Origin of the sequence: Lentibacillus sp., assembly GCF_035301925.1 — a bacterium.
In the GTDB taxonomy this organism is placed as follows: domain Bacteria; phylum Bacillota; class Bacilli; order Bacillales; family Amphibacillaceae; genus Lentibacillus.
In genome coordinates, this window is sequence record NZ_DATGTI010000188.1 from 16,266 (window position 1) to 37,085 (window position 20,820).

A 20,820-nucleotide genomic window follows, 5' to 3' on the forward strand; every position below is an offset into this window, starting at 1 on the left:
GCCTCCCTTATCGTGAGGGAGGCATTCATTATATTGTTATTCCACTGAAAATATAAACGCATAAATTGGCTGATTGCCTTTATGAACTTCTATTTCAATATCTTCATATGTTTCCTCAACATATTGCTCAATCGCTTTTACATCCTCGTCACTGGCATCTTCACCCTGCAGGATCGTCAGGATTTCATCATCGTCCGTAATCATTTCAGCGAGCAATGATTTAACCGTTTCGATTTTATCCTGATTGGAAGCTTTGATCGATCCATCGGCCAGCCCCATAAAATGATCTTTCTCAATCGTCATGCCTTCGATTTTGGTATCTCGGATTGCATATGTAATTTGCCCTGTTTTAACTTCCTTGCCCGCAGCTTCCATCAATTTTTGGTTTTCATCAATACCCGCTTCGGGATGGAATGCCAAGAGTGCACTGATACCTTGTGGAATTGTCTTGGTCGGAACAACCACCGTGTTAACCTCAGCCAATTCTGCAGCTTGCTCAGCTGCCATGACAACGTTTTTGTTATTCGGCAAAATCAGCACATTGTTTGCGTTCGCTTCCTGAATTGCACTGGCTATATCCTGTGTGCTCGGGTTCATCGTCTGACCGCCTTCAATCACAACGGTTGCCCCGAGACTTTCAAACAGCTCTTTTATTCCGGAGCCCATTACGGCAGTGACAATGGCATATTCTGCTTTTTCCTGTGCCGCTGTTTTCCTGTGTTCCCCGACAATGGCTGTATGCTGATCACGCATGTTTTCAATCTTCATGTTTGTCAGTGATCCAAACCGCTGTCCAAGTGTCATCACTTCACCCGGATATTCAGCATGGACATGAACTTTGACCAGATCATCGTCCGAAACAACCAAAAGCGAGTCACCATGTTCTGACAGTTCTTTGCGGAAAGTTTCCTCGTCAAATGGATGTTTCTTAAGCTTGTCCGGTTCAAATCTGACCATGAATTCCGTACAATAGCCATACTCAATCTCTGAGGTATCCATGAAATCCTGGGCGATTTTGTGATGCTCAGCATTGACCATTTCTTCCATTTCAATGTCATCCGCATCCGCTTCAGGCACTTCTTCACCTTTCAGTGCCGCCAGAAAGCCTTCATAAATCGTTACAAGACCCTGGCCGCCTGAATCAACCACGCCTACTTCCTTCAATACAGGCAGAAGATCCGGTGTACGTTTGAGGGACGCTTTCGCTTCCTTTACGACCTCCTCCATTAAAGCGGTTACATCTTTTTTGGTTTCCGCTGCATCGACTGCTGTTTCAGCGGCATCTTTAGCGACTGTCAAAATCGTGCCTTCAACAGGTTTCATAACCGCTTTATAAGCTGTATTAACGCCGCTGTCAAAGGCATTGGCGAATTCTTTGACTGACAGTGTTTGCTTTTGTTCTATTCCTTTGGAAAACCCGCGAAAAAGCTGGGATAAAATAACGCCGGAATTCCCGCGCGCTCCCATGAGCAATCCTTTTGAAAAAGCATTGGCAACCTCTGAGATATTATCACTGTTCAATTTTTTGACTTCATCTGCTCCGGACGTGATCGATAAATTCATGTTCGTGCCGGTATCACCATCCGGAACAGGGAAAACATTTAATGTATCTATTTTTTCGGCATTGTTTTTCAAATGGCGCGCACCTGAGAGTACCATTTGTGTAAACATCGTGCCATTTAATGTTTCTGATGTCACAATACTTTCCTCCCTCATAGCAACAATCGCAAAAGCGGTTAATCCGGATGCACGGTTAATCTTTAGCCACCCGGACACCCTGAATATAAATATTCACCGAATCAATCTCCAGACCTAATGACTTGCTTAACGTATACTTCACCTGTGATTGAACATTATGCGCAACTTCGGAAATTTTTGTACCATAACTGACAATAATATACATATCAATATAAAGGTGGTCTTCTTCCTGTCTGACAATAACACCTTTTGAAAAGTTCTCTTTTCTTAAAATTTCAGCAAGACCGTCCCTGATTTGGCTTTTCGATGCCATCCCGACAATGCCATAGCATTCAACGGCTGCACCACCGGCAATTGTGGATATCACTTCATTCGTGATGGTTACCTGACCATCGTTTGTATTCAGTTCTATGGACATCATGATCCTCCTTTGACACCACGATCATTATTGGAGTCTGTTCAAAAAGTCCAGTTAATCCTCCTTTTTGAACACGTATTATAAGGATATTTTACTATAAGCGTACGTTGATTAAAAGGATTTTATGAACGATTGCCTCTTATAACAATGGACGATTACTGCCTTTCTGTCAAGCAGTTTTTCTTTATATTCCCCGCCGGCAATTGCATTGGCTGATCAATTATGATAAATTGGATGAGTGATAATAGGACACAGTATTGACAGGAGGGATTACAATGTCCAGAAAATGTACCGTGACCGGACGTCAAACCCGCAGCGGAAATAATCGTTCCCACGCTATGAATGCAAATAAACGCAACTGGAAAGCTAATGTGCAAAAAGTTCGTATTATGGTAGACGGGAAACCAAAACGCGTTTATGTATCTGCCCGTGCCTTAAAATCAGGCAAAGTGCAGCGCGTTTAAATAGCATGACGAAAGCATCCATATACAGGATGCTTTTTTATTTGCTGTTTTCAAAAGTTATGTTTCATCATATAAAACCACACTTTTTGACATACATGAAGTTGCGAGCCAAAAAATAAGCTTCTGCCAATTAATGACAAAAGCAAAAAACACGTTTACTTATCTTTTTTGAAAACACCTGCAATAATCCTGACAAATCCGCCGATAAACCTCGGGAGTTTAATCGTATAAAATTTCATGAGATCTCCGCCTCCTCTGTTTCCAAACAAAGCTTTCAAACAATTTGTAACTAGACATCACGACTCTTTATTACTAATAGTATGCCTTCTTCGTACGAAAAAGTACCAAAATCTGAAATAAGCTTGTTTGAAATACAGCGTGTTGAACCCCAGGATATCGTTTCGTTAATAAGGGGATAATAAAATCCTTCCAATGTCAGTCCCTTTACATCACGTGAATATGGGATAAAAGAGATGTTCGGATACTTTTTATCGTGGTTGATTTTATGTGTACCGGGTTCTGATATGGCGAGTTCATTTTGAGCATCCACAACGCGTCCTTGAATATTGCGGGTCATGATTGAATAAAGCAGCTGAATATTGATTAATTCATGGTCAAGACGGCCGCCGGTCACACCAAATAAATAGATTTTTTCCGCATGCAATGCATATGCCTTATCCAGCGCAATTTCCAGGTCAGTCTGATCTTTTTCAGAAGGATGCTGTTCAAATACATTTGCCTGTTTCCTTACTGACTCTTTGTCCGTTTCAGCCATCGAATCAAAATCACCCACGGCATAGTCCGGTGTTATGCAATGATCCATTAATGTCAGGGATCCCCTATCAGCACCGATCCAAATATCAATCTCAGCTTTGTACCGGGTGAGATCGGGAACCAATTCCTGCGGGCCATTTCCCATAACGGCAATATTTGACACAGTATTATTCCGCCTTTCCCGATGCCTGGATAATTTCCCGGATTGCTTGCTGACGGTCATTCTGTTTAAAAACGGCGCTTCCGGCAACAAGTACATCTGCCCCGGCATCCGTACATAATTTTGCCGTATCTCGATTGACACCGCCGTCAACTTCAATTTCAAAGTTTAATTGACGTTTTTCCCGCCATATGGCTATCTGTTTAATTTTTTGCACAACTTCAGGGATAAATGATTGACCGCCAAACCCCGGATTAACAGTCATCAGCAGCACAAGATCAACATCTTGTAAAATATCCCGGATCATTTCAGCTGGTGTTGCCGGGTTAATGACCACGCCGGCTTTCGCGCCATGATTTTTAATCAACTGAACGGTCCGGTGCAGATGCGGGCATGCTTCCTGATGAACCGTGATGATAGATGCACCTGCCTCGGCAAAGACTGGAATGTATTGATCAGGGTTTTCAATCATCAAGTGCACATCCAATGGCAATTCAGTATGCGGCTTGATAGATTCAACAATAAGTGGACCGATTGTGATATTCGGCACAAAATGCCCATCCATCACATCAACGTGAATATAATCCGCACCGCCTTTGTCAACATCCTGAATTTCTTTTCCAAGCTGTGAAAAATCAGCTGATAAAATGGAAGGTGCTATTTTTGTCATATTAATACCTCGGCTTTCGTGAGTTGATTTCGTCCAAAAAACGAAGATAATGATGATAACGGATTTCAGCCATTTGGCCATCCGCTACCGCCTGTTTCACCGCGCAGTTTGGCTCTTTGTTATGAAGACAACCGCGAAACTTGCAATCCGCCTGGCGCTCAGCGATCTCCGGAAAGCAATCACCTAATTCTTTCGTAGTTATGTCACTGAAATCAAGTGTGCTGAATCCTGGCGTATCGGCAACAAGTCCACCACCGGCTTCAAGCAATTCAACATGTCTGGTAGTATGTTTTCCTCTTCCCAAACTCTGGGATATGTCGTCCGTTTTCAGCTCAAGCGAAGGATTGACAGCATTTAATAACGACGATTTTCCGACACCGGACTGTCCAGCAATGACTGAGACCTGATTTGTGAAATAACGTCTTAAATGATCGGGGTTATCCAATTCTATGGATGACACGAGTTCAATTGGATATCCGATTTCTTCATATAATGTTTGATACTTGGCGATCGTTTCCAGCTCTGGCTCAGCCAGCAGATCCTTCTTTGTAATGAAGATAAGCGGTTTTATTTCCTTCGATTCAATCAGGACCAGGAATCGGTCCAATAAGAGCGGATTAAAATCAGGCATCGCGGCGGAACTCACAATGATAGCCTGGTCAACATTTGCCACAGGGGGCCGAACAAGCTCATTCCGCCTCGGTTTGATGGCGTGAATATACCCTTCTTCCGGATGATCTCCCTCAAACTCTACAAAATCACCGACAAGCGGCGTGATGTTCTGCTTGCGGAAAACACCTCTTCCTCTGCATTGAAATATGTTTTCGCTGGACTTAACGTAGTAAAATCCGCTAACTGCTTTCATGACTCTGCCTTCAGCCATTCATTCACCTTCCGCTTCTTCATATGGAATAGATTTATCAATCACGACCTCATCATCACGAATAACACGGTAATTGGCAACACTGTCCGGTGCTATCGTCAGCGTGATAGTGAACTGCCGGTCCTCCGTTATGGTATATTCATTATAAACCTCTGAAATCGAACGGTTGTTATCACCAATATAGATTTTTACAGTCTGTTCAACAGGGCCATCTCCGTTTTCTCCATCCTGACTCGGATTATGGGAGATCGTGAATGTCTCTTCATGGTTTAGTGGTGGTTTTTCTTCAGGACCTGCAGAAATATAAACATTAACGGTATCACCGGCCCCCAGTTCGGTACCAGCTTCAGGTTCTTGACGAATTACCTCACCTTCAGGGGTGCTGTCAGAGTTTTCTTCCTTGATGGAAGCATTCAAGCCCTGTTCTTCAAGCGAATTGACAGCATCCTCTTCGCTCATTCCTCTCAGGTTACGCAATGTAATTGGTTCCGGACCAATACTGACATCAAATATGACCTCTGCTTCATCAGGTATCACTTCAGTGCCTGGAGCAGGGTAAACATGGTTCATAATGTCGCCTGAATTGTATTCATTGGAATATCCCTCATTAGCGGTGATATTTTCAAATCCTTTATTTTCAAGAATACGTTTGACCTGGTCAAAATTTTGACCGACATAATCATCAAATGCTACGGTTTCTTTCCCCTGACTGACAACCAATGTAACAGTATCGTCTTCCTCAATGGTACTCCCGGCTTCCGGTTCCGTACGTATAACAGTATCCGCTTCGAACTCAGCTGAATACATTTCATCACGCTCAGTATCCAGATTCAGTTCATTTAAATCAGCCAAAGCCTCTTCATAAGCCATACCGCTCACATCAGGGATCTCAACCTCTTTTGGCTGGAGCAGCCCTGGTATGAAAAATAGTGTCACAATCGCGGCAGTCAACAGTATCAGCAGAATACCGGATATAATCAGCCATTTTTTCTTTCTCTGCTTTTTCCCTTTTTTCTTCTTTTTCTTCTTTTTACCTTTTTTTACATCATTAACTTTATTATCCTCATCCGCAAACGATTTTGTGTTCTCGTCCGGATGATTGACGATGGTATCGCCATTCGGATCTTCCTCAATCTGGTTATCAGTTATGATTGGAATAGCTTTCGTTTCTTCACCTTCTTCTGCCGGCGGTACAAACCTTTCCTCATCAATTCTGTCCAAATCAAGTGCTGTTTCAAGCCCATCTTCCATATCATATACCGATTCATAACGATGGAAGGGGTCTTTAGCCGTAGCCTGGAGCACAATGTTTTCTACACTTTGCGGTATATCCGGATTATACTGCTTGACAGATGGTGTATCATGCTGCAAGTGTTTTAAAGCAATTGATACTGGTGACTGGCCCGAAAAAGGGAGTCTGCCAGTCAGCAATTCAAATAAAACAATACCCAAAGAATAAATGTCCGATTTTTTTGTTGCTGTACCGCCACGGGCCTGTTCCGGCGATAAATAGTGCACAGAACCAAGGATGGAGTTGGTTTGTGTCAAAGCGGTTGAACTTAACGCCATGGCAATCCCAAAATCCGTTACTTTTGCCTGACCATATGTATCAATCAAAATATTTTGCGGTTTAATATCGCGATGAATAATATCGTTGGCATGAGCGTGTGCAATTGCTGACGAAATTTGTTTCATAATGTCCAGTGCTTCCTGGACATCAAGCGGGGCATAGCGTTGTATGTATTCCTTGAGTGTCATCCCGTCAACATATTCCATTGCCATGAATAAAATCCGGTCTTCTTCCCCTACATCATAGATGCTGACGATATTCGGATGCGACAAACTTGCTGCTGATTGTGCTTCACGGTCGAACCGGGCTATGAATTCCTCATCATCTGCATAATCAAGGCGCAATACTTTAATGGCTACGTCACGGTCCAGTATCGTGTCTTTTGCCAGATAAACGTCAGCCATACCGCCGCCGCCTATCGATCTTTTTATCCGGTAACGTTCATTCAGCAGATGCCCGTCCAGCATTATGCCTCACCCTCTTCCCTGGCTGTATCATGATGTACAATGATAAGGGATATGTTATCCTCACCGCCGCGGTCGTTGGCAAGTTCAATCATGTCACTGCAGATTGTTTCAATATCCTGATCTTTTTTTAAGAATGATGAAAGTTCATCGTCAGCCAGTTTATTGGTCAGGCCGTCAGAACATAACAAAAGCTTGCTGTCTATTTCCCATTTAATTGTTTGTGTGTCTGCAGCTATTTCATCATCAGTGCCAAGTGCCTTTAACAAAACATTTTTCCGAGGATGATGTTCAGCATCATCTTTACTGATCTGACCAGATCGGACAAGTTCATTAACCAATGAGTGATCCTCGGTTATTTGTGTGAACCCATCCATATCCAATTTATAACACCGGCTGTCACCAACATGAGATACAGCCACAAAGTCAGCTGTGCATACAGTTGCCACCACGGTAGTTCCCATACCTGCACACGCTTCATTTTCACGGGCATGATCCAAAAGCTCTTGGTTTGTTTCCTGAAGGATGTCACTTAACCATGCCTCAGTTTCTTCGGATGAATCAAAACAATCAGTCTGCTCCCATCTATCCCCGACAAAGGAAATTGTCATCTGGCTGGCGACATCTCCTGCCTGATGACCGCCCATCCCGTCGGCAACGATTGCCAGCAACTGGCCGGTTCGGTTAAAAAAGACACCGCCGGAATCTTCATTATGGGTTCTGACTTGTCCCTGATCTGTCTGAAAATGTGCTTTCACTTTTTCACCTCTCAACAGCAAACGGTCGATTTTAACCTTTACGCTGGATCATTTTCGTTTTAGCCTTGTCAGAAAAAATCCGTCCGTCGAAAATGTTTGCGGAAATAATTGTAAACCTGTTTTAGAAATCCCTGGTGATTGTCGGATCATGACTGGCAATTGTTCAAAAAAAGTGGTGTCCACAGTGAAATCCGGATTTTGCGCCAAAAAAGTTTCTGTCACGTTCTCATTTTCTGATTTATTGACCGTACATGTACTGTATATCAACAGTCCACCTTTTTTCAATAATGGTGCTACATGTTCCAGTATATCTGTCTGAATCCGGACAAGCCGCTTAATATCGTCTTCCTGCTTATGATACTTGATATCCGGTTTGCCGCGTATCACACCAAAGCCTGTACACGGTACATCAACCAGAATACGATCAAAACTTTCCTTTTCGTGTATATCCTGTAATTTACGGGCATCTCCCGCTTTGGCATCGATGATGGTTAAATCAAGTGAAGCTGCTTTTTTTTGGATTTGCTTTGCTTTTTTGGCATGAAGGTCATATGCGACAATGGACCCTTCATTTTGCATTTTTTCGGCAGTATGTGTTACTTTTCCCCCTGGTGCACTGCAGGCATCCAGAACAGTCATGCCAGGTTCGGCATCAAGCATTTCTGTTACCAGCATCGAACTTTGATCCTGGATGGTGATATAACCTTCCTCGAAAAGTCTTGTCCGCAAAATATTGCCCTTGTCAACAATTATGCCTTGACTGGAAAATTCAGATTGTCTTGTTTCAAACCCCAATTTATGAAGCTCATCCATGACTGCCTTTCGAGTGATCTTGATCGGCTGCACACGGATTGATAATGGTTTTCTTTCCAGATTGGCATGACACATCGCACACGTTTCATCATAACCGTACATATCTATCCAGCGTTTGACAAGCCATACGGGATGACTGGTTTCAATTGCGAGCCGTTCCGCTTTATTACTGATGTCTGATGTATTCGGGACACCTTTGCGCTGCACGCTTCTGAGCACGCCGTTAACAAACGACGCAATGCCTTTATGTCCGCGATCCTTGGCAATCTCAACCGCACCGTGAATAATGGCATGATCAGGAATCTTGTCGAGAAAATGCATCTGATAGACGGACATTCGCAGTAACATGCGTACCCAAGGCTTTATTTTTTTCTTTGTATTTACAAATTCTTCCAAAAAATAGTCCAGTGTCAATTTGCGCTGAATCGTTCCGTAAACAATCTCCGTCAGTAATGCCTCATCTTTTGGCGGTATGTTTTTAGAGTTGATTTCATGATCAATCAGCAAGTGACTGAAACCGCTATCCTGCTCAATACGGACAAGCAAATCAACAATGGCTTCCCGGACCTGAAAATTCTTCATCTAATCACCCATTACAATACCTGTTTTAATCCGGTCAGGAGACCCCTGCAAATATTGCTTGACCGTCATCCGCTTTTTCCCTGCAGGCTGAATCTCCGTTATCCGGATGCCTTTTTGGTTGCCGCATACAACAATAAAGGCTTCATCACCGATGATTTCAGCAATTTCACCAGGTGTCCCCCCATAGTGGCCATCATCCATTTCGCCCCACCAAATTTTCATGACCTTGCCATTATACGTCGTGTACGCGACCGGCCAAGGATGCAAACCTCTAATATGATTATAAATGACATCATGACGCTTGCGCCAATCGATTCTTTCCTGTTCACGTTTGATGTTATAAGCAAATGTTGCGCGACTTTCATCCTGACTCACAGGTGTTACGTTCCCGGCAAATAGTTTAGGCAATGTGTCACTCAAGAGACGTGCTCCGGTTTCGGACAGTTTATCATGCAATGAGCCGACATGGTCATTGTTGGCAATCGGTACTTCCTGCTGCGCGATCATATCACCGGCATCCAGTTTCTCGGCCATATACATGATGGTTATACCTGTTTTTTGTTTTCCCTGTAAAATCGCATGATGGATCGGGGCACCGCCTCTAAGTTCCGGCAATAGTGATGCATGGACATTAATACAGCCGAATTCAGGAATTTCAAGCAGTTCTTTCGGCAAAATTTGGCCATAGGCTGCTGTTACGATGATGTCAGGCTCATACGCGAGAATTTTTTGATATTCATCTTTCAGTTTTTCCGGCTGGAGTACCGGAATATCATATTTTTCGGCCACTTTTTTAACAGGAGGCGGTGTCATGATTTTTTTTCTGCCTTTGGGGCGGTCCGGCTGTGTTACGACCAATACAAGCTCATACGCTGTCTGTATAAGTGTTTCCAGGATTGGTACGGAAAAATCCGGTGTCCCCATAAAAACGAGTCGTTTCATTGGTTGGTACTCCTTTCCGCTGCGATCTTTATCACATTAACTGGTATGGCTGCATATCGACTGTAATTTGCAAATCATCTTTGCGTATCTGATCGTCAAATTGCTGAATAATTTTACGTATTAACGTCCTTAGTCTGGGTTCTTGTTTGTATTTTACCATGCATTGGTAACGATATCTATCCTTCACCCGGGTTATCGGTGATGGTGTCGGTCCCAGAATGACCGTATCCCGCCGCACATGTTTCCATAAGCTTTTCGCGATTTTTTGAGTTGATTGAACGGCCGTAACATGGTTCTGATGGGATACCGTTATCAACGCTAAAAAGACATATGGGGGATATTGAAATTTTTTGCGCATCTGCATTTCCTGCCTATAAAACTGTGGATAGTTATAATGGCTTGCCAGTTCAATACTGTAATGTTCCGGTGTATACGTCTGGATGATCACTTCACCGGGCAAATCGTGTCTTCCTGCCCGCCCGCTGACCTGTGTCAGGAGCTGAAACGTTTTTTCGGATGAGCGAAAATCCGGGAGATTCAGCATGGAGTCAGCAGTCAGCACGCCGACAAGCGTCACATTCTCAAAATCAAGCCCTTTGGCAATCATTTGCGTCCCCAGCAGGATATCTGCTTCCTTATTGGCAAATTGGCCCAGCAGTTTTTCATGTGCACCTTTTCGGCGTGTTGTATCCACATCCATCCTTAGTACCCTTGCTTGTGGCATCAACTGGGTCAATGCTTCTTCTATACGCTGTGTTCCCGTTCCGAAAAATCGGATTAAATGGCTGCCACACGACGGACAGATCATTGGCATGGGCTCTTCATAAGAACAGTAATGACATTTTAATCGATTGTGATGTTTGTGGTAAGTCAATGCGATATCACAATGCGGGCATTCATTCACATGACCACATTCCCGGCACATGACAAAGGTTGAATATCCTCGCCGGTTCAACAGCAGAACAACCTGCTCACCACGGTCAATTCGTGCTTCCATATTTTCTTTTAGGCTGCGTGAAAACATGGAACGGTTGCCGGCATGCAGTTCATCCCGCATATCAACAATCGTGACCTCAGGCATTGCTTGGTCATTGGTTCGTTCAGTCAAGGTTGCCAGCTTATAGACACCTTTTTGTGCCCTGGCATAGGATTCCAATGTCGGTGTCGCACTGCCGAGGATAACCGGGCACCCGTGATACTCAGCGCGATGAATGGCAACATCGCGTGCATGATAGCGCGGCTGATCTTCCTGTTTATAGCTGTTTTCATGCTCTTCATCAATTATGATAATCCCAAGATTTTCAAATGGGGCAAAGACAGCCGACCTGGCCCCTACCACCACTTGTACTTCTTTACGATGAACACGCCGCCATTCATCATACTTTTCGCCGTGGGATAGTGCGCTATGCAGGACGGCCACGTTTGATCCAAATCTCCCTTTGAACCTTTTGACCATTTGCGGTGTCAGCGAAATTTCCGGAACGAGTACGATCGCCTCTTCACCTTTATCAATCACATCCTGGATCGCCTGCAGGTAGATTTCTGTCTTTCCACTCCCTGTTACACCGTGCAGGAGAAACACATCATGCCGCTCTTCCCTGATATGCTGCTTTACCGGTTCAATGGCTTTCTTTTGCTGTTCTGTCAGCTCCAAAGCGGTTGTCCGTTCAAATTTATTATCATCATAGGGATTTCTGTACACTTCTTTTTTAAACGTCGTTAGCAAACCTTTCTGATGCAATGCGTTTATAACCGATCGTGTGGTTCCAAATTTATTTAGGATACGATTTAGCTCAATTTCTTCAGGATGATCGATAAAAAAAGCAAGTATTTCCTGTTGTTTTTTGGCTTTGTTGGACATATCGCCTAATGCCTCTTCCAGCAGATGGATCTCACGTGCCGGTTTCAGGAAAGTGACATGCTTTTTCGTCACTCTTGATTTGACCAGGTAATGAACAGCAATCTCACCGGCCTGAATCGCTTTTTGCACCTGGTGATAACTGATCTGGGCATTCTCCAGTTCCTCATAAGAAACAAAATCCCTTCCGGCAAAGAGAGCTTCAAGCTCTCGAGGCAGCGAATCGCTTGTCAGTCGTTCCAGCTCTTTTTTATAGTTTGCTTTCAACACTTGTGGCAGCATGGCCTGAAAAGCCGTAATGTATAGACTTAATGTCTCTTCCGCCAGCCATTTGCCCAAATCAAGCAATTCAGCAGTTAGAATGGGTGTTAAATCAAGTATGTCGATTAATTCTTTTAACTGATCAAAAGAAGATTCACTCACCCTGTCGACAACATACCCCATTATTTTCCTGGGACCGAATGGAACAATCACGCGCATCCCCGGCTGCAGAATCTCCTGAAACCGTTCGGGTATCTGATAATCAAATGTCTGGTTTATGGAACTTGCTGGAACATCGACGATTACTTTTGCGATATTCACTTTGCTTCATCCTTCATATCACGGGCTATCAATTTCAGTATTTCCTCAGCGATCTCCCGTTTTGACCTTAGTGTAATGGTTTCCTTTTTCTCTGCTTTGTTCACATAAGTGACCACATTGGTATCACTGCCAAAACCGGCGCCTTCAGCTGCAACGTTATTAATGATGACTGCATCAAGATTTTTTTTCTGTAATTTGCTGATGCCGTATTCAACCGGATTGGTTGTTTCAGCCGCAAACCCCGCCAAAAATTGGTGTGCTTTCCGTTCGCCAAGTGACGCCAGGATGTCTTGAGTACGCTCCATTTCAACATACCAGTCACCAGGCTGTTTTTTCATTTTTTCATCGTAAATTTGTTTTGGCCGATAGTCAGCAACTGCAGCAGCTTTAATGACAATATCACTCGTTTCAAAATGTCCGTGCATCTCCTGGTACATTTCTTCGGCTGTCACGACATCGATGCGTTTTATGTTTTTGTTTCCGGTTTCCAGACTGACCGGTCCGGCAACCAGTGTAACGTCTGCACCTGAATTTGCTGCCGCTTCAGCCAATGCAAACCCCATCTTGCCGGATGAACGGTTCGTAAACAATCGGACTGGATCCACTTTTTCCTGTGTTGGACCCGCGGAAATGAGAACTTTTTTTCCAGAAAACAATGCCTGTCCTGCCTGATGCTGTGAAACGGCTGAAATTATACTTTCCGGCTCTTCCAGCCTCCCCTTGCCGACATATCCGCAGGCAAGGTACCCTGCGCCTGGTTCGATAAAATGATAGCCCCAGGATTCAAGCTGTTTCATATTGTTTATAACAGCTGGATGCGCATACATATGTACATTCATCGCCGGCGCAATATAGACGCTTGACTGTGTGGCGAGCAGTACCGTTGAAAGCATATCATCAGCGATCCCATTTGCCAATTTGCCGATAATATTGGCTGTAGCCGGGGCAATCAGCGTCATATCAGCCCAATCAGCCAGATCAATATGGGCAATTTCTGCAGGGTCTTTTTCATCAAACGTATCAATGTGAACCGGATTTCTCGATAAAGCCTGAAATGTCAGCGGGGAAACAAATTTTGCCGCATTTTCGGTCATAATCACTTTCACATTAGCACCTTGCTGGGTTAATTTACTCGTTAATGCACACGCTTTGTATGCGGCGATACCACCTGAAACACCTAGAAGTACATTTTTGTTCTGGATCATCATACATCCCCTCGTTCCCTAAAATGTCGTTGCGGTCAAAAGTCTGCCTTAAAGTGTATAACCACTAAAACTTAGACCCCCGCAAACTAAAGGGAGAAAGCGAGGGTCATCAGGATTACTTGCTATCTTCTTTTACAAACAGTTTATCCGCCATAATTTCCTCAAGTGCCTGCCCGACGTACTTATTCGATTGGGGCTCATCAACAAGGACTTTATCTGTTGCCCGGATTTGACGTGCCCGTTTGGCAGCAATTGTAACGAGTGTATACTTGGAATTTATTTTTGTCTGCAAATCATCAATGGACGGTTCCAGCATCATATTACTCATCCTCCAATAACTGTTTATATTGTTTTGCAATTCGCTCACGTTTGCAATGTTCGCTCTGTATGATTGATTGAATTTTCGTGACCGCAGCATCAACATCATCATTGACAACAACATAATCATAGGCATCCATCATGTCAATCTCTTTCCGCGCTTCTTTCAGCCGTTTCAGCACTGATTCCTGTGATTCCGTACCTCGCTCGACGATCCGGTTTTTTAATTCTTCCAGACTGGGCGGGAATAAAAAGATGAAAACACCTTCCGGAAAATTTTTTTTCACCTGCATAGCGCCCTGCACTTCAATCTCAAGAAATACATCCTTGCCTTCCTGTAATGTATCTTCAACATATTTCCGGGGTGTTCCATAGTAATTATTGACAAATTTGGCATATTCCAAAAGCTGACCCGCTTCTATCAGCTGCTCAAATTCCTCATTCGTTTTGTAAAAATAATCCACACCTTCTGCTTCACCGGGGCGTTTTTCCCTTGTCGTCATGGAAATTGAATATGCCAGGTCATTTGCACGATTGAAAAGTTCCCGTCTGACAGTACCTTTTCCGACGCCTGAGGGTCCGGATAAAATGAACAAAATGCCATTCTCATCAGCCACAACGTTTCCTCCTAGTTATTTTCATCGATAACTTCCTCATGACTGATCACACGTTGTCCCACAGTTTCAGGCTGTACAGCCGACAGCACAACGTGATCACTGTCCGTAATGATAACAGCCCGCGTACGCCGACCATATGTTGCATCCACTAACTTATTATTGTCACGGGCTACCGTAATAATTCGTTTGATCGGTGCTGATTCCGGTGAAACAATCGAAATGACCCGATTCGCCGAAACAACATTCCCGAACCCTATATTGATTAACCTTAAACTCAAATTGGCTCCCCCTTAGAAACATAGTCTGTTTCTATAATTGTTGTATAATTCTAGCACTATAATAAATCTATTATAGTGTAAATAAAAACGAAAACACAACCGGTTACTGTGTCATTTACCCTTATTCTTTCATTTTCTCAATATCTCGTTACGATTAAGGGTTTGCAGGCCAAAAGCTGACACGCCCCTCGATCACCTGAATTACTAGAATATCATTATAACAACTTAACGGCAAAAATAAAAACCCTTCTCTGACAGAAGGGCAGCAATGGTGGGACAGAAATCCCCTTCTTTATTTTTTGGAAAAACCAAAGAGGACACTTGGCAGAAAACTTAAGGCAAGAATCAGCATCCAGTCTCTGATCCCTAAGGCTGTCGTATGAAAAACCGGCTGCAATGGAGCCCAATAGATGACAACCAGCAATAGCAAAATGGACGATAATACCGCCAGAACCAAGTATTTATTTTCAAATGGGTTTCGTGCAAAAATCGAATGTTCACTCCGGCAGTCAAAGACATGAATCAGCTGCGCCATCACCAAAGTCGTAAAAGCGACTGTCTGGCCGTAAATCAGGTTATCCGGGTTCCCCTGATAGGCAAGCATAAATGCGACTAATGCAACAACACCGATCACAATACCGCGGCTAAAAATCTTAAAGCCCAATCCCCTGGCAAAAATACCTTCTTTTGGATTCCTCGGACCGCGTTTCATCACATCGTCTTCTGACTGATCCAGGCCGAGCGCCATTGCGGGCAGTCCATCTGTAACAAGGTTGACCCATAGAATCTGCACCGGCACGAGCGGCAGCGGCATAGCGAGCAGCATGGCAAACAGCATCACCAAAATTTCACCGACGTTGGATGCCAATAGATAGCGGATAAATTTCCTGATATTTTCATAGATATTGCGGCCTTCGATAATGGCCGATTTGATGGTGGCAAAATTATCATCCATCAAAATGAGTGACGAAGCTTCCTTAGTTACATCGGTTCCGCTTTCACCCATGCTGATGCCGATATCACTGGCCTTGATAGCCGGTGCATCATTAACCCCATCGCCTGTCATGGCGACAATATGGCCTTCTTCCTGCAGTGCCTTAACAATTTTCAATTTATGTTCAGGAGTGACTCTGGCAAAAACGTAAACCTGATCGATGACATCCTGCAGTTCGGTCACTGACATGTTATTTAACTGATAGCCATCCAGCACCATGCCATTTTCAGGAAGCAGATCCAGTTTTTTTGCAATAGCCCTGGCAGTTTTTTCGTGATCGCCGGTTATCATGACGGATTTTATACCAGCTTCACGACATTCTTCAATAGCCATTTTCACTTCTTTTCTCGGCGGATCCATCATCCCGTACAAACCAATAAGAGTTAAGTCTTTTTCCAGTACTGCAGAATTCAGCGATTCGTCTTTTGCCAGTGGTTTCATGGCAATGGCAAGTGTCCGTAAGGCTTTATCGGCCATACTCCCGGTCGCTTGGTCAATCGCTTTTTTATCTTCTGATCGCATCAGTTTCCTTCCTTGTTCCTTCATGATATAACTGGAACGGGGAAGCAATACATCCGGTGCTCCTTTTGTTATCAAAAACCGCATTTTATTATCATCTTCCACAACCACACTCATCCGTTTTCGCTCGGAATCAAAAGGCAGTTCTTTGATAATGCGGTAATTGTCATTCAGCTGATGGGACAGCCCCAATTTCCGGGCGGCAACAAGCAGTGCACCATCAGTGGGATCACCATCAACAGAGTACTTCCCTTTTTTAATCATTAATGCTGCATTGTTGCACAGCATACCATATAAAAACATCGATTCAAGGTTTGGAAAATCCCTTCCAACCGTATTCTTGTTCAGAAATACGTTCCCTTTCACATCATAGCCGTCACCTGTTACATTCAGCAAATTGCCATTCAAAAACACTTCTTTCACCGTCATTTGGTTTTCCGTCATCGTTCCGGTCTTGTCCGAACATATGACAGAGGCACAGCCTAACGTTTCAACAGCTGACAGTTTTCGGACGATTGCTTTTTTCCTGATCATGCGCTGAACGCCCAATGAAAGTGCAACGGTTACGATTGCGGGCAAGCCCTCCGGTATGGCTGCGACAGCCAGTGAAACACCAGCAAGAAACATATTATATACCGGGTGACCCTGATATACCCCAACCAGGACAACCATTGCTGTCAAAAGCAGTGCAACCGCAATCAATATTTTGCCCAGTTCGGCAAGTTTGTGTTCGAGGGGCGTTGTTGTTTTCTTCGTTTGGACCATTAATGAGGCAATCTGCCCCATGACCGTATTCATTCCTGTTCCAACAACAATGCCTGTTCCCGATCCACGTGTGACCAATGTATTCATAAAACCCATATTCACTTGATCCTGGGCATCGAGCTTGTCCCTCGAAATGCTTGTTGCATGCTTCATGACCGGCAGTGATTCACCGGTCAATGCCGATTCTTCTGTTTCCAGACTGCTGGATTTAGTGATCCGGATATCGGCAGGGATTCGGTCACCGCTGTTTATCCGCACAACATCACCGACAACCACTTCTTGTGACGGAACCTTCTCCCACTTGCCATCACGCAGCACATCGGCGATAGGAGCTGACATTTCTTTTAATTTAGAGAGTGATTTTTCAGCTTTCTGTTCCTGAAAATACCCCAAAAAACCATTGACCAGAACAATGGTCATAATAGCTATGGCATCAACATATTCACCTAACATCCCGGCGATTAAGGTGGCAGCAAGCAGAATCAATACCATAAAATCCTGAAATTGCTTCAGGAAAATGAGCCACCTTGATGTATTTTTTTCGGATTCCAGCCGGTTTGGCCCATATTGTTTGCGCCGCTGTTCCGCCTGCTTATCGGTCAGACCATGATTTGTTGTAACATGCAATTTTTGTTCAACCGTATCAACGTCCATCTGATACCATTTCATCCTGCATTCCCTCCAGATCATCTTAATCAGCCTTGGCTTATCACTTGTGCAGACAGAAAAGTATAAAATTATCCTGCTGCAAAACTTTTTCTAAGAGGATGTTCAAAAAGTCCGGTAACAATGACGCATCGAATAGGGTACCTTCTGCTAAAACCGCCCACGTCAATCGCGAACGCAGAGTCACCACAAACAAGAGAAGCCCACTCCTTGGAAAAGAAAACCGCTTTTCCTGCGTGCGATAGGATTCGGTGAAGCATTCCTTGTGCTCGAAACGACGCCGCCTCGAACATTGACGCGATTGACGTGCCAGTGCAGGCGCCCGTGATTGTCGTCGCGAACTTAGCCTGCCGATCCCTGTTACCCCGCATGTAATGGTTAGTAATCCGCCAAAAAACGGCGGCTAACTGCCCATAAATGCCTGATTCTGTTCAACTGACATTCAGCGGAGAATATCATTCCGCTGAATGAGGTTTCACTTTATCCTCCTTTTTGAACACGCACTTTAAGCGTCGTCCCGTATACCAATACCTATGCAGACTTGTCCGGAAAAATGCTATAATAGAGAGAAAAGTGCAAGCGCCAAATGCAGGAGGAGGCGATCATATGCCATTTGACGGAATTGTTACCCGCGCTGTAACAAATGAACTGAATGAAAAAATCATTCCCGGTAAAATTGCCAAAATTTATCAGCCAACAGACACGGAACTTGTATTCACCATACGCAGTCAAGGACAGAACCATTCACTTCTGTTATCAATACATCCCGTTTATGCACGCATACACTTAACGAAGGATTCTTACAACAATCCAAAGGAACCGCCGATGTTTTGTATGCTGCTACGAAAATACCTTTCAGGGGCGGTTATCGAATCAATCACACAATACGGAATGGAGCGGATTATTACTGTCACGGTCCAGTCACGAAATGAGATCGGGGACGTCACAACCAAAAAACTGATCATCGAACTGATGGGTAAACACAGCAATGTGATGCTGGTCGACGGGGAAAAAGAACATATTCTGGACAGCATGAAGCACATTTCCGTTTCCCAAAATCGTTACCGCACGATCTTGCCGGGACATCCATACAAACTTCCGCCAAGCCAGAACAAGCTGAATCCTTTGGAAATCGACGGTAAAACATTTATCCGTAAATTGGATTTTAATGCAGGAAAAATAGCGAAACAAATTGTCCGGACACTGGTTGGCATTTCACCCTTCATTGCAAACGAGATTGTTCATCAGGCCAAGCTCGGTGCCATCGAAATATATCAGGAAAAATTCGAAAATATGCAAGCGTTGATTAAGCATAATCGTTTTACACCGGCCATTTATCGGAACGGCAAAGAGGAATTTCATGTGCTTCCGATTACACATTTAGAAAGCAATCCGGAAGCTTTCAACGATACAAATACAATGCTCGACGCCTTTTATTCCGGAAAAGCTGAGCGTGACCGGGTTAAACAGCAGGCAAAAGATTTATATCAGTTTATAAAAAATGAACGAGACAAAAATACGCGCAAACTAAAAAAACATGAAAAGACGTTAAAGAAAGCGGAAAATGCCGTTACGTATCAGCGGCTTGGTGAACTGCTGACGGCAAACATGCACCAGGTGAAGCACGGCGATTCCAAAGTCAAGGTTATAGACTATTACGATCCCGAACAAAACGAAATCACGATTGAACTAAACCCTAACAAGACCCCCAGCGAAAATGCACAAAGCTTCTTCAAAACGTATCAGAAGCTAAAAACATCAAAAGAAAAAGTGCAACAGGAAATGGTCAAGGCAACAAACGAAATTACTTATCTCGATCAGCTGCTGCAGCAAATTGATGCCGCAAGAGAAGCGGATATCGAGGAGATTCGCGATGAGTTGCGTGAAGAAGGATACCTAAAGAAACAAAAACAGGGGAAAAATAAAAAGAAACCAGCTAAACCTAATCCCGAAAAATTCATGGCTTCCGATGGGACGGTCATTTTAGTCGGCAAAAATAATAAACAAAATGAGTATTTGACCAAGAAACTGGCACATCGTGATGACATTTGGCTGCACACGAAAGATATTCCGGGCTCGCATGTGGTCATTCGTTCCACAAAGCCAAGCAAAGAAACATTACTGGAAGCAGCCCAGCTGGCCGCTTATTTCAGTAAATCACACCAGTCATCGTCTGTTCCTGTTGACTACACAAAAGTGAGACATGTGCGAAAACCGAACGGCGCCAAACCCGGCTATGTCATCTATGACAACCAGAAAACACTGTTTGTGACACCGGAAAAAAACATTTCGGAAAAATTAAAAGACGGATGATCCGATTGATTGGATTATCCGTCTTTTTCGATACGATGTCAGCTTGGCTTTTCAACTGCCTTAGGGTTTAATGTGACATCAATATTGCCGCGCGTTGCCTTTGAATATGGACAGGCCTGATGAGCGTCTTGCGCAAGTTCTTCAGCTTCTTCCGGATTAACCCCTTCAATTTGAATGTTGAGGGTAACGGCTATTTTAAAGCCATTATCTTCTGGATCTTTTAAAAAGCTGACTTCTGCAGTCGTTTCTGAGTCAATTGTTTTATTCTGTTTTGATGCCACCAGGTTAAGTGCCCCATCAAAACACGCCGAGTATGCCGCCGCAAATAGCTGTTCCGGATTGGAACCCTTGGACTCTTTATCGTTTGCCGGATTAACCAGATCTAAATCGATTAAGCCATCAGCTGACCGTACATGTCCATCGCGTCCGTTTTTTGCCGTAGCTTTTGATGTAAAAATAACGTCACTCATGAATATTCACTCCTTTAAATAGTTCTATTATATGGTTCC

General features: G+C 43.8%; 19 protein-coding genes. 2 read left to right on the forward strand and 17 right to left on the reverse strand.

Features of this window, described 5'->3' with window-relative positions:
* Nucleotides 1-36: 36 nt before the first annotated feature.
* Nucleotides 37-1,698 (reverse strand): DAK2 domain-containing protein, encoded by a 1,662-nt coding sequence (locus VK080_RS15180; protein ID WP_324225618.1) that lies wholly within the window; start codon nucleotides 1,696-1,698, stop codon nucleotides 37-39.
* 55 nt (nucleotides 1,699-1,753) lie between these two features.
* On the reverse strand, nucleotides 1,754-2,116 hold the full coding sequence (locus VK080_RS15185) for an Asp23/Gls24 family envelope stress response protein (RefSeq protein WP_324225642.1): 363 nt from the start codon (nucleotides 2,114-2,116) through the stop codon (nucleotides 1,754-1,756).
* A 275-nt stretch (nucleotides 2,117-2,391) separates the two neighbouring features.
* Between VK080_RS15185 and rpmB the strand changes: the two genes are divergently transcribed.
* The gene (gene rpmB / locus VK080_RS15190) at nucleotides 2,392-2,580 is read left to right on the forward strand and encodes a 50S ribosomal protein L28 (RefSeq protein WP_324225619.1); all 189 of its coding nucleotides are present in this window, start codon (nucleotides 2,392-2,394) and stop codon (nucleotides 2,578-2,580) included.
* Between the two features lie 155 nt (nucleotides 2,581-2,735).
* Here rpmB and spoVM read toward each other — a convergent pair whose 3' ends face one another.
* The 14 genes from spoVM to VK080_RS15260 form a co-directional block, all read right to left on the reverse strand.
* The gene (gene spoVM / locus VK080_RS15195; protein ID WP_324225643.1) at nucleotides 2,736-2,819 is read right to left on the reverse strand and encodes a stage V sporulation protein SpoVM; all 84 of its coding nucleotides are present in this window, start codon (nucleotides 2,817-2,819) and stop codon (nucleotides 2,736-2,738) included.
* 50 nt (nucleotides 2,820-2,869) lie between these two features.
* Nucleotides 2,870-3,517 carry a thiamine diphosphokinase gene (locus VK080_RS15200; protein WP_324225620.1) on the reverse strand — a complete coding sequence of 216 codons (648 nt, stop codon included), beginning with the start codon at nucleotides 3,515-3,517 and terminating at the stop codon, nucleotides 2,870-2,872.
* Between the two features lie 4 nt (nucleotides 3,518-3,521).
* Entirely contained in the window at nucleotides 3,522-4,184 is a 663-nt protein-coding gene (gene rpe / locus VK080_RS15205; RefSeq protein ID WP_324225621.1) for a ribulose-phosphate 3-epimerase, read from the reverse strand.
* Nucleotide 4,185: 1 nt separating this feature from the next.
* Entirely contained in the window at nucleotides 4,186-5,067 is an 882-nt protein-coding gene (rsgA, locus tag VK080_RS15210) for a ribosome small subunit-dependent GTPase A (RefSeq protein ID WP_324225622.1), read from the reverse strand.
* Complete coding sequence (gene pknB, locus VK080_RS15215) at nucleotides 5,068-7,104, reverse strand: Stk1 family PASTA domain-containing Ser/Thr kinase (RefSeq protein WP_324225623.1); 2,037 nt, start codon at nucleotides 7,102-7,104, stop codon at nucleotides 5,068-5,070.
* Nucleotides 7,104-7,859: a Stp1/IreP family PP2C-type Ser/Thr phosphatase gene (locus VK080_RS15220; protein WP_324225624.1), complete on the reverse strand. Its 756-nt coding sequence runs from the start codon at nucleotides 7,857-7,859 to the stop codon at nucleotides 7,104-7,106. The genes pknB and VK080_RS15220 overlap by 1 nt, the downstream gene beginning before the upstream one ends.
* Nucleotides 7,860-7,907: 48 nt before the next feature.
* Nucleotides 7,908-9,254, reverse strand: a complete 1,347-nt coding sequence (gene rsmB, locus VK080_RS15225) for a 16S rRNA (cytosine(967)-C(5))-methyltransferase RsmB (protein ID WP_324225625.1) — start codon at nucleotides 9,252-9,254, stop codon at nucleotides 7,908-7,910.
* Nucleotides 9,255-10,196, reverse strand: a complete 942-nt coding sequence (gene fmt, locus VK080_RS15230) for a methionyl-tRNA formyltransferase (RefSeq protein ID WP_324225626.1) — start codon at nucleotides 10,194-10,196, stop codon at nucleotides 9,255-9,257.
* Nucleotides 10,197-10,227: 31 nt separating this feature from the next.
* Complete coding sequence (priA, locus tag VK080_RS15235) at nucleotides 10,228-12,636, reverse strand: primosomal protein N' (RefSeq protein ID WP_324225627.1); 2,409 nt, start codon at nucleotides 12,634-12,636, stop codon at nucleotides 10,228-10,230.
* On the reverse strand, nucleotides 12,633-13,841 hold the full coding sequence (gene coaBC, locus VK080_RS15240) for a bifunctional phosphopantothenoylcysteine decarboxylase/phosphopantothenate--cysteine ligase CoaBC (RefSeq protein ID WP_324225644.1): 1,209 nt from the start codon (nucleotides 13,839-13,841) through the stop codon (nucleotides 12,633-12,635). Before coaBC ends, priA begins: the two co-directional genes overlap by 4 nt.
* A 115-nt stretch (nucleotides 13,842-13,956) precedes the next feature.
* On the reverse strand, nucleotides 13,957-14,160 hold the full coding sequence (gene rpoZ, locus VK080_RS15245; protein WP_324225628.1) for a DNA-directed RNA polymerase subunit omega: 204 nt from the start codon (nucleotides 14,158-14,160) through the stop codon (nucleotides 13,957-13,959).
* 1 nt (nucleotide 14,161) lies between these two features.
* Nucleotides 14,162-14,776, reverse strand: a complete 615-nt coding sequence (gmk, locus tag VK080_RS15250; protein WP_324225629.1) for a guanylate kinase — start codon at nucleotides 14,774-14,776, stop codon at nucleotides 14,162-14,164.
* 11 nt (nucleotides 14,777-14,787) lie between these two features.
* Nucleotides 14,788-15,054, reverse strand: a complete 267-nt coding sequence (gene remA / locus VK080_RS15255; protein WP_010530483.1) for an extracellular matrix/biofilm regulator RemA — start codon at nucleotides 15,052-15,054, stop codon at nucleotides 14,788-14,790.
* 292 nt (nucleotides 15,055-15,346) lie between these two features.
* A complete protein-coding gene (locus VK080_RS15260; protein WP_324225630.1) occupies nucleotides 15,347-18,001 on the reverse strand; it encodes a calcium-translocating P-type ATPase, SERCA-type in 2,655 nt (884 codons plus the stop codon).
* A 603-nt stretch (nucleotides 18,002-18,604) separates the two neighbouring features.
* On the opposite strand from VK080_RS15260, the gene VK080_RS15265 reads away from it, so the two are divergent.
* Nucleotides 18,605-20,311, forward strand: coding sequence for an Rqc2 family fibronectin-binding protein (locus VK080_RS15265; RefSeq protein ID WP_324225631.1), 1,707 nt, complete (start codon nucleotides 18,605-18,607; stop codon nucleotides 20,309-20,311).
* A gap of 38 nt (nucleotides 20,312-20,349) precedes the next feature.
* On the opposite strand, the gene VK080_RS15270 is transcribed toward VK080_RS15265, so the two are convergent.
* Nucleotides 20,350-20,781, reverse strand: a complete 432-nt coding sequence (locus VK080_RS15270) for an organic hydroperoxide resistance protein (protein WP_324225632.1) — start codon at nucleotides 20,779-20,781, stop codon at nucleotides 20,350-20,352.
* Between the last annotated feature and the right edge of the window lie 39 nt (nucleotides 20,782-20,820).

Bases quoted from the DNA above. Each gene is read 5' to 3' on its own strand.
- VK080_RS15185 (WP_324225642.1), bottom strand. From the start codon at position 2,116: ATGTCCATAGAACTGAATACAAACGATGGTCAGGTAACCATCACGAAT.
- rpmB (WP_324225619.1), top strand. From the start codon at position 2,392: ATGTCCAGAAAATGTACCGTGACCGGACGTCAAACCCGCAGCGGAAAT.
- spoVM (WP_324225643.1), bottom strand. From the start codon at position 2,819: ATGAAATTTTATACGATTAAACTCCCGAGGTTTATCGGCGGATTTGTC.
- rpe (WP_324225621.1), bottom strand. From the start codon at position 4,184: ATGACAAAAATAGCACCTTCCATTTTATCAGCTGATTTTTCACAGCTT.
- rsgA (WP_324225622.1), bottom strand. From the start codon at position 5,067: ATGGCTGAAGGCAGAGTCATGAAAGCAGTTAGCGGATTTTACTACGTT.
- pknB (WP_324225623.1), bottom strand. From the start codon at position 7,104: ATGCTGGACGGGCATCTGCTGAATGAACGTTACCGGATAAAAAGATCG.
- rsmB (WP_324225625.1), bottom strand. From the start codon at position 9,254: ATGAAGAATTTTCAGGTCCGGGAAGCCATTGTTGATTTGCTTGTCCGT.
- fmt (WP_324225626.1), bottom strand. From the start codon at position 10,196: ATGAAACGACTCGTTTTTATGGGGACACCGGATTTTTCCGTACCAATC.
- coaBC (WP_324225644.1), bottom strand. From the start codon at position 13,841: ATGATCCAGAACAAAAATGTACTTCTAGGTGTTTCAGGTGGTATCGCC.
- rpoZ (WP_324225628.1), bottom strand. From the start codon at position 14,160: ATGATGCTGGAACCGTCCATTGATGATTTGCAGACAAAAATAAATTCC.
- VK080_RS15260 (WP_324225630.1), bottom strand. From the start codon at position 18,001: ATGAAATGGTATCAGATGGACGTTGATACGGTTGAACAAAAATTGCAT.
- VK080_RS15265 (WP_324225631.1), top strand. From the start codon at position 18,605: ATGCCATTTGACGGAATTGTTACCCGCGCTGTAACAAATGAACTGAAT.
- VK080_RS15270 (WP_324225632.1), bottom strand. From the start codon at position 20,781: ATGAGTGACGTTATTTTTACATCAAAAGCTACGGCAAAAAACGGACGC.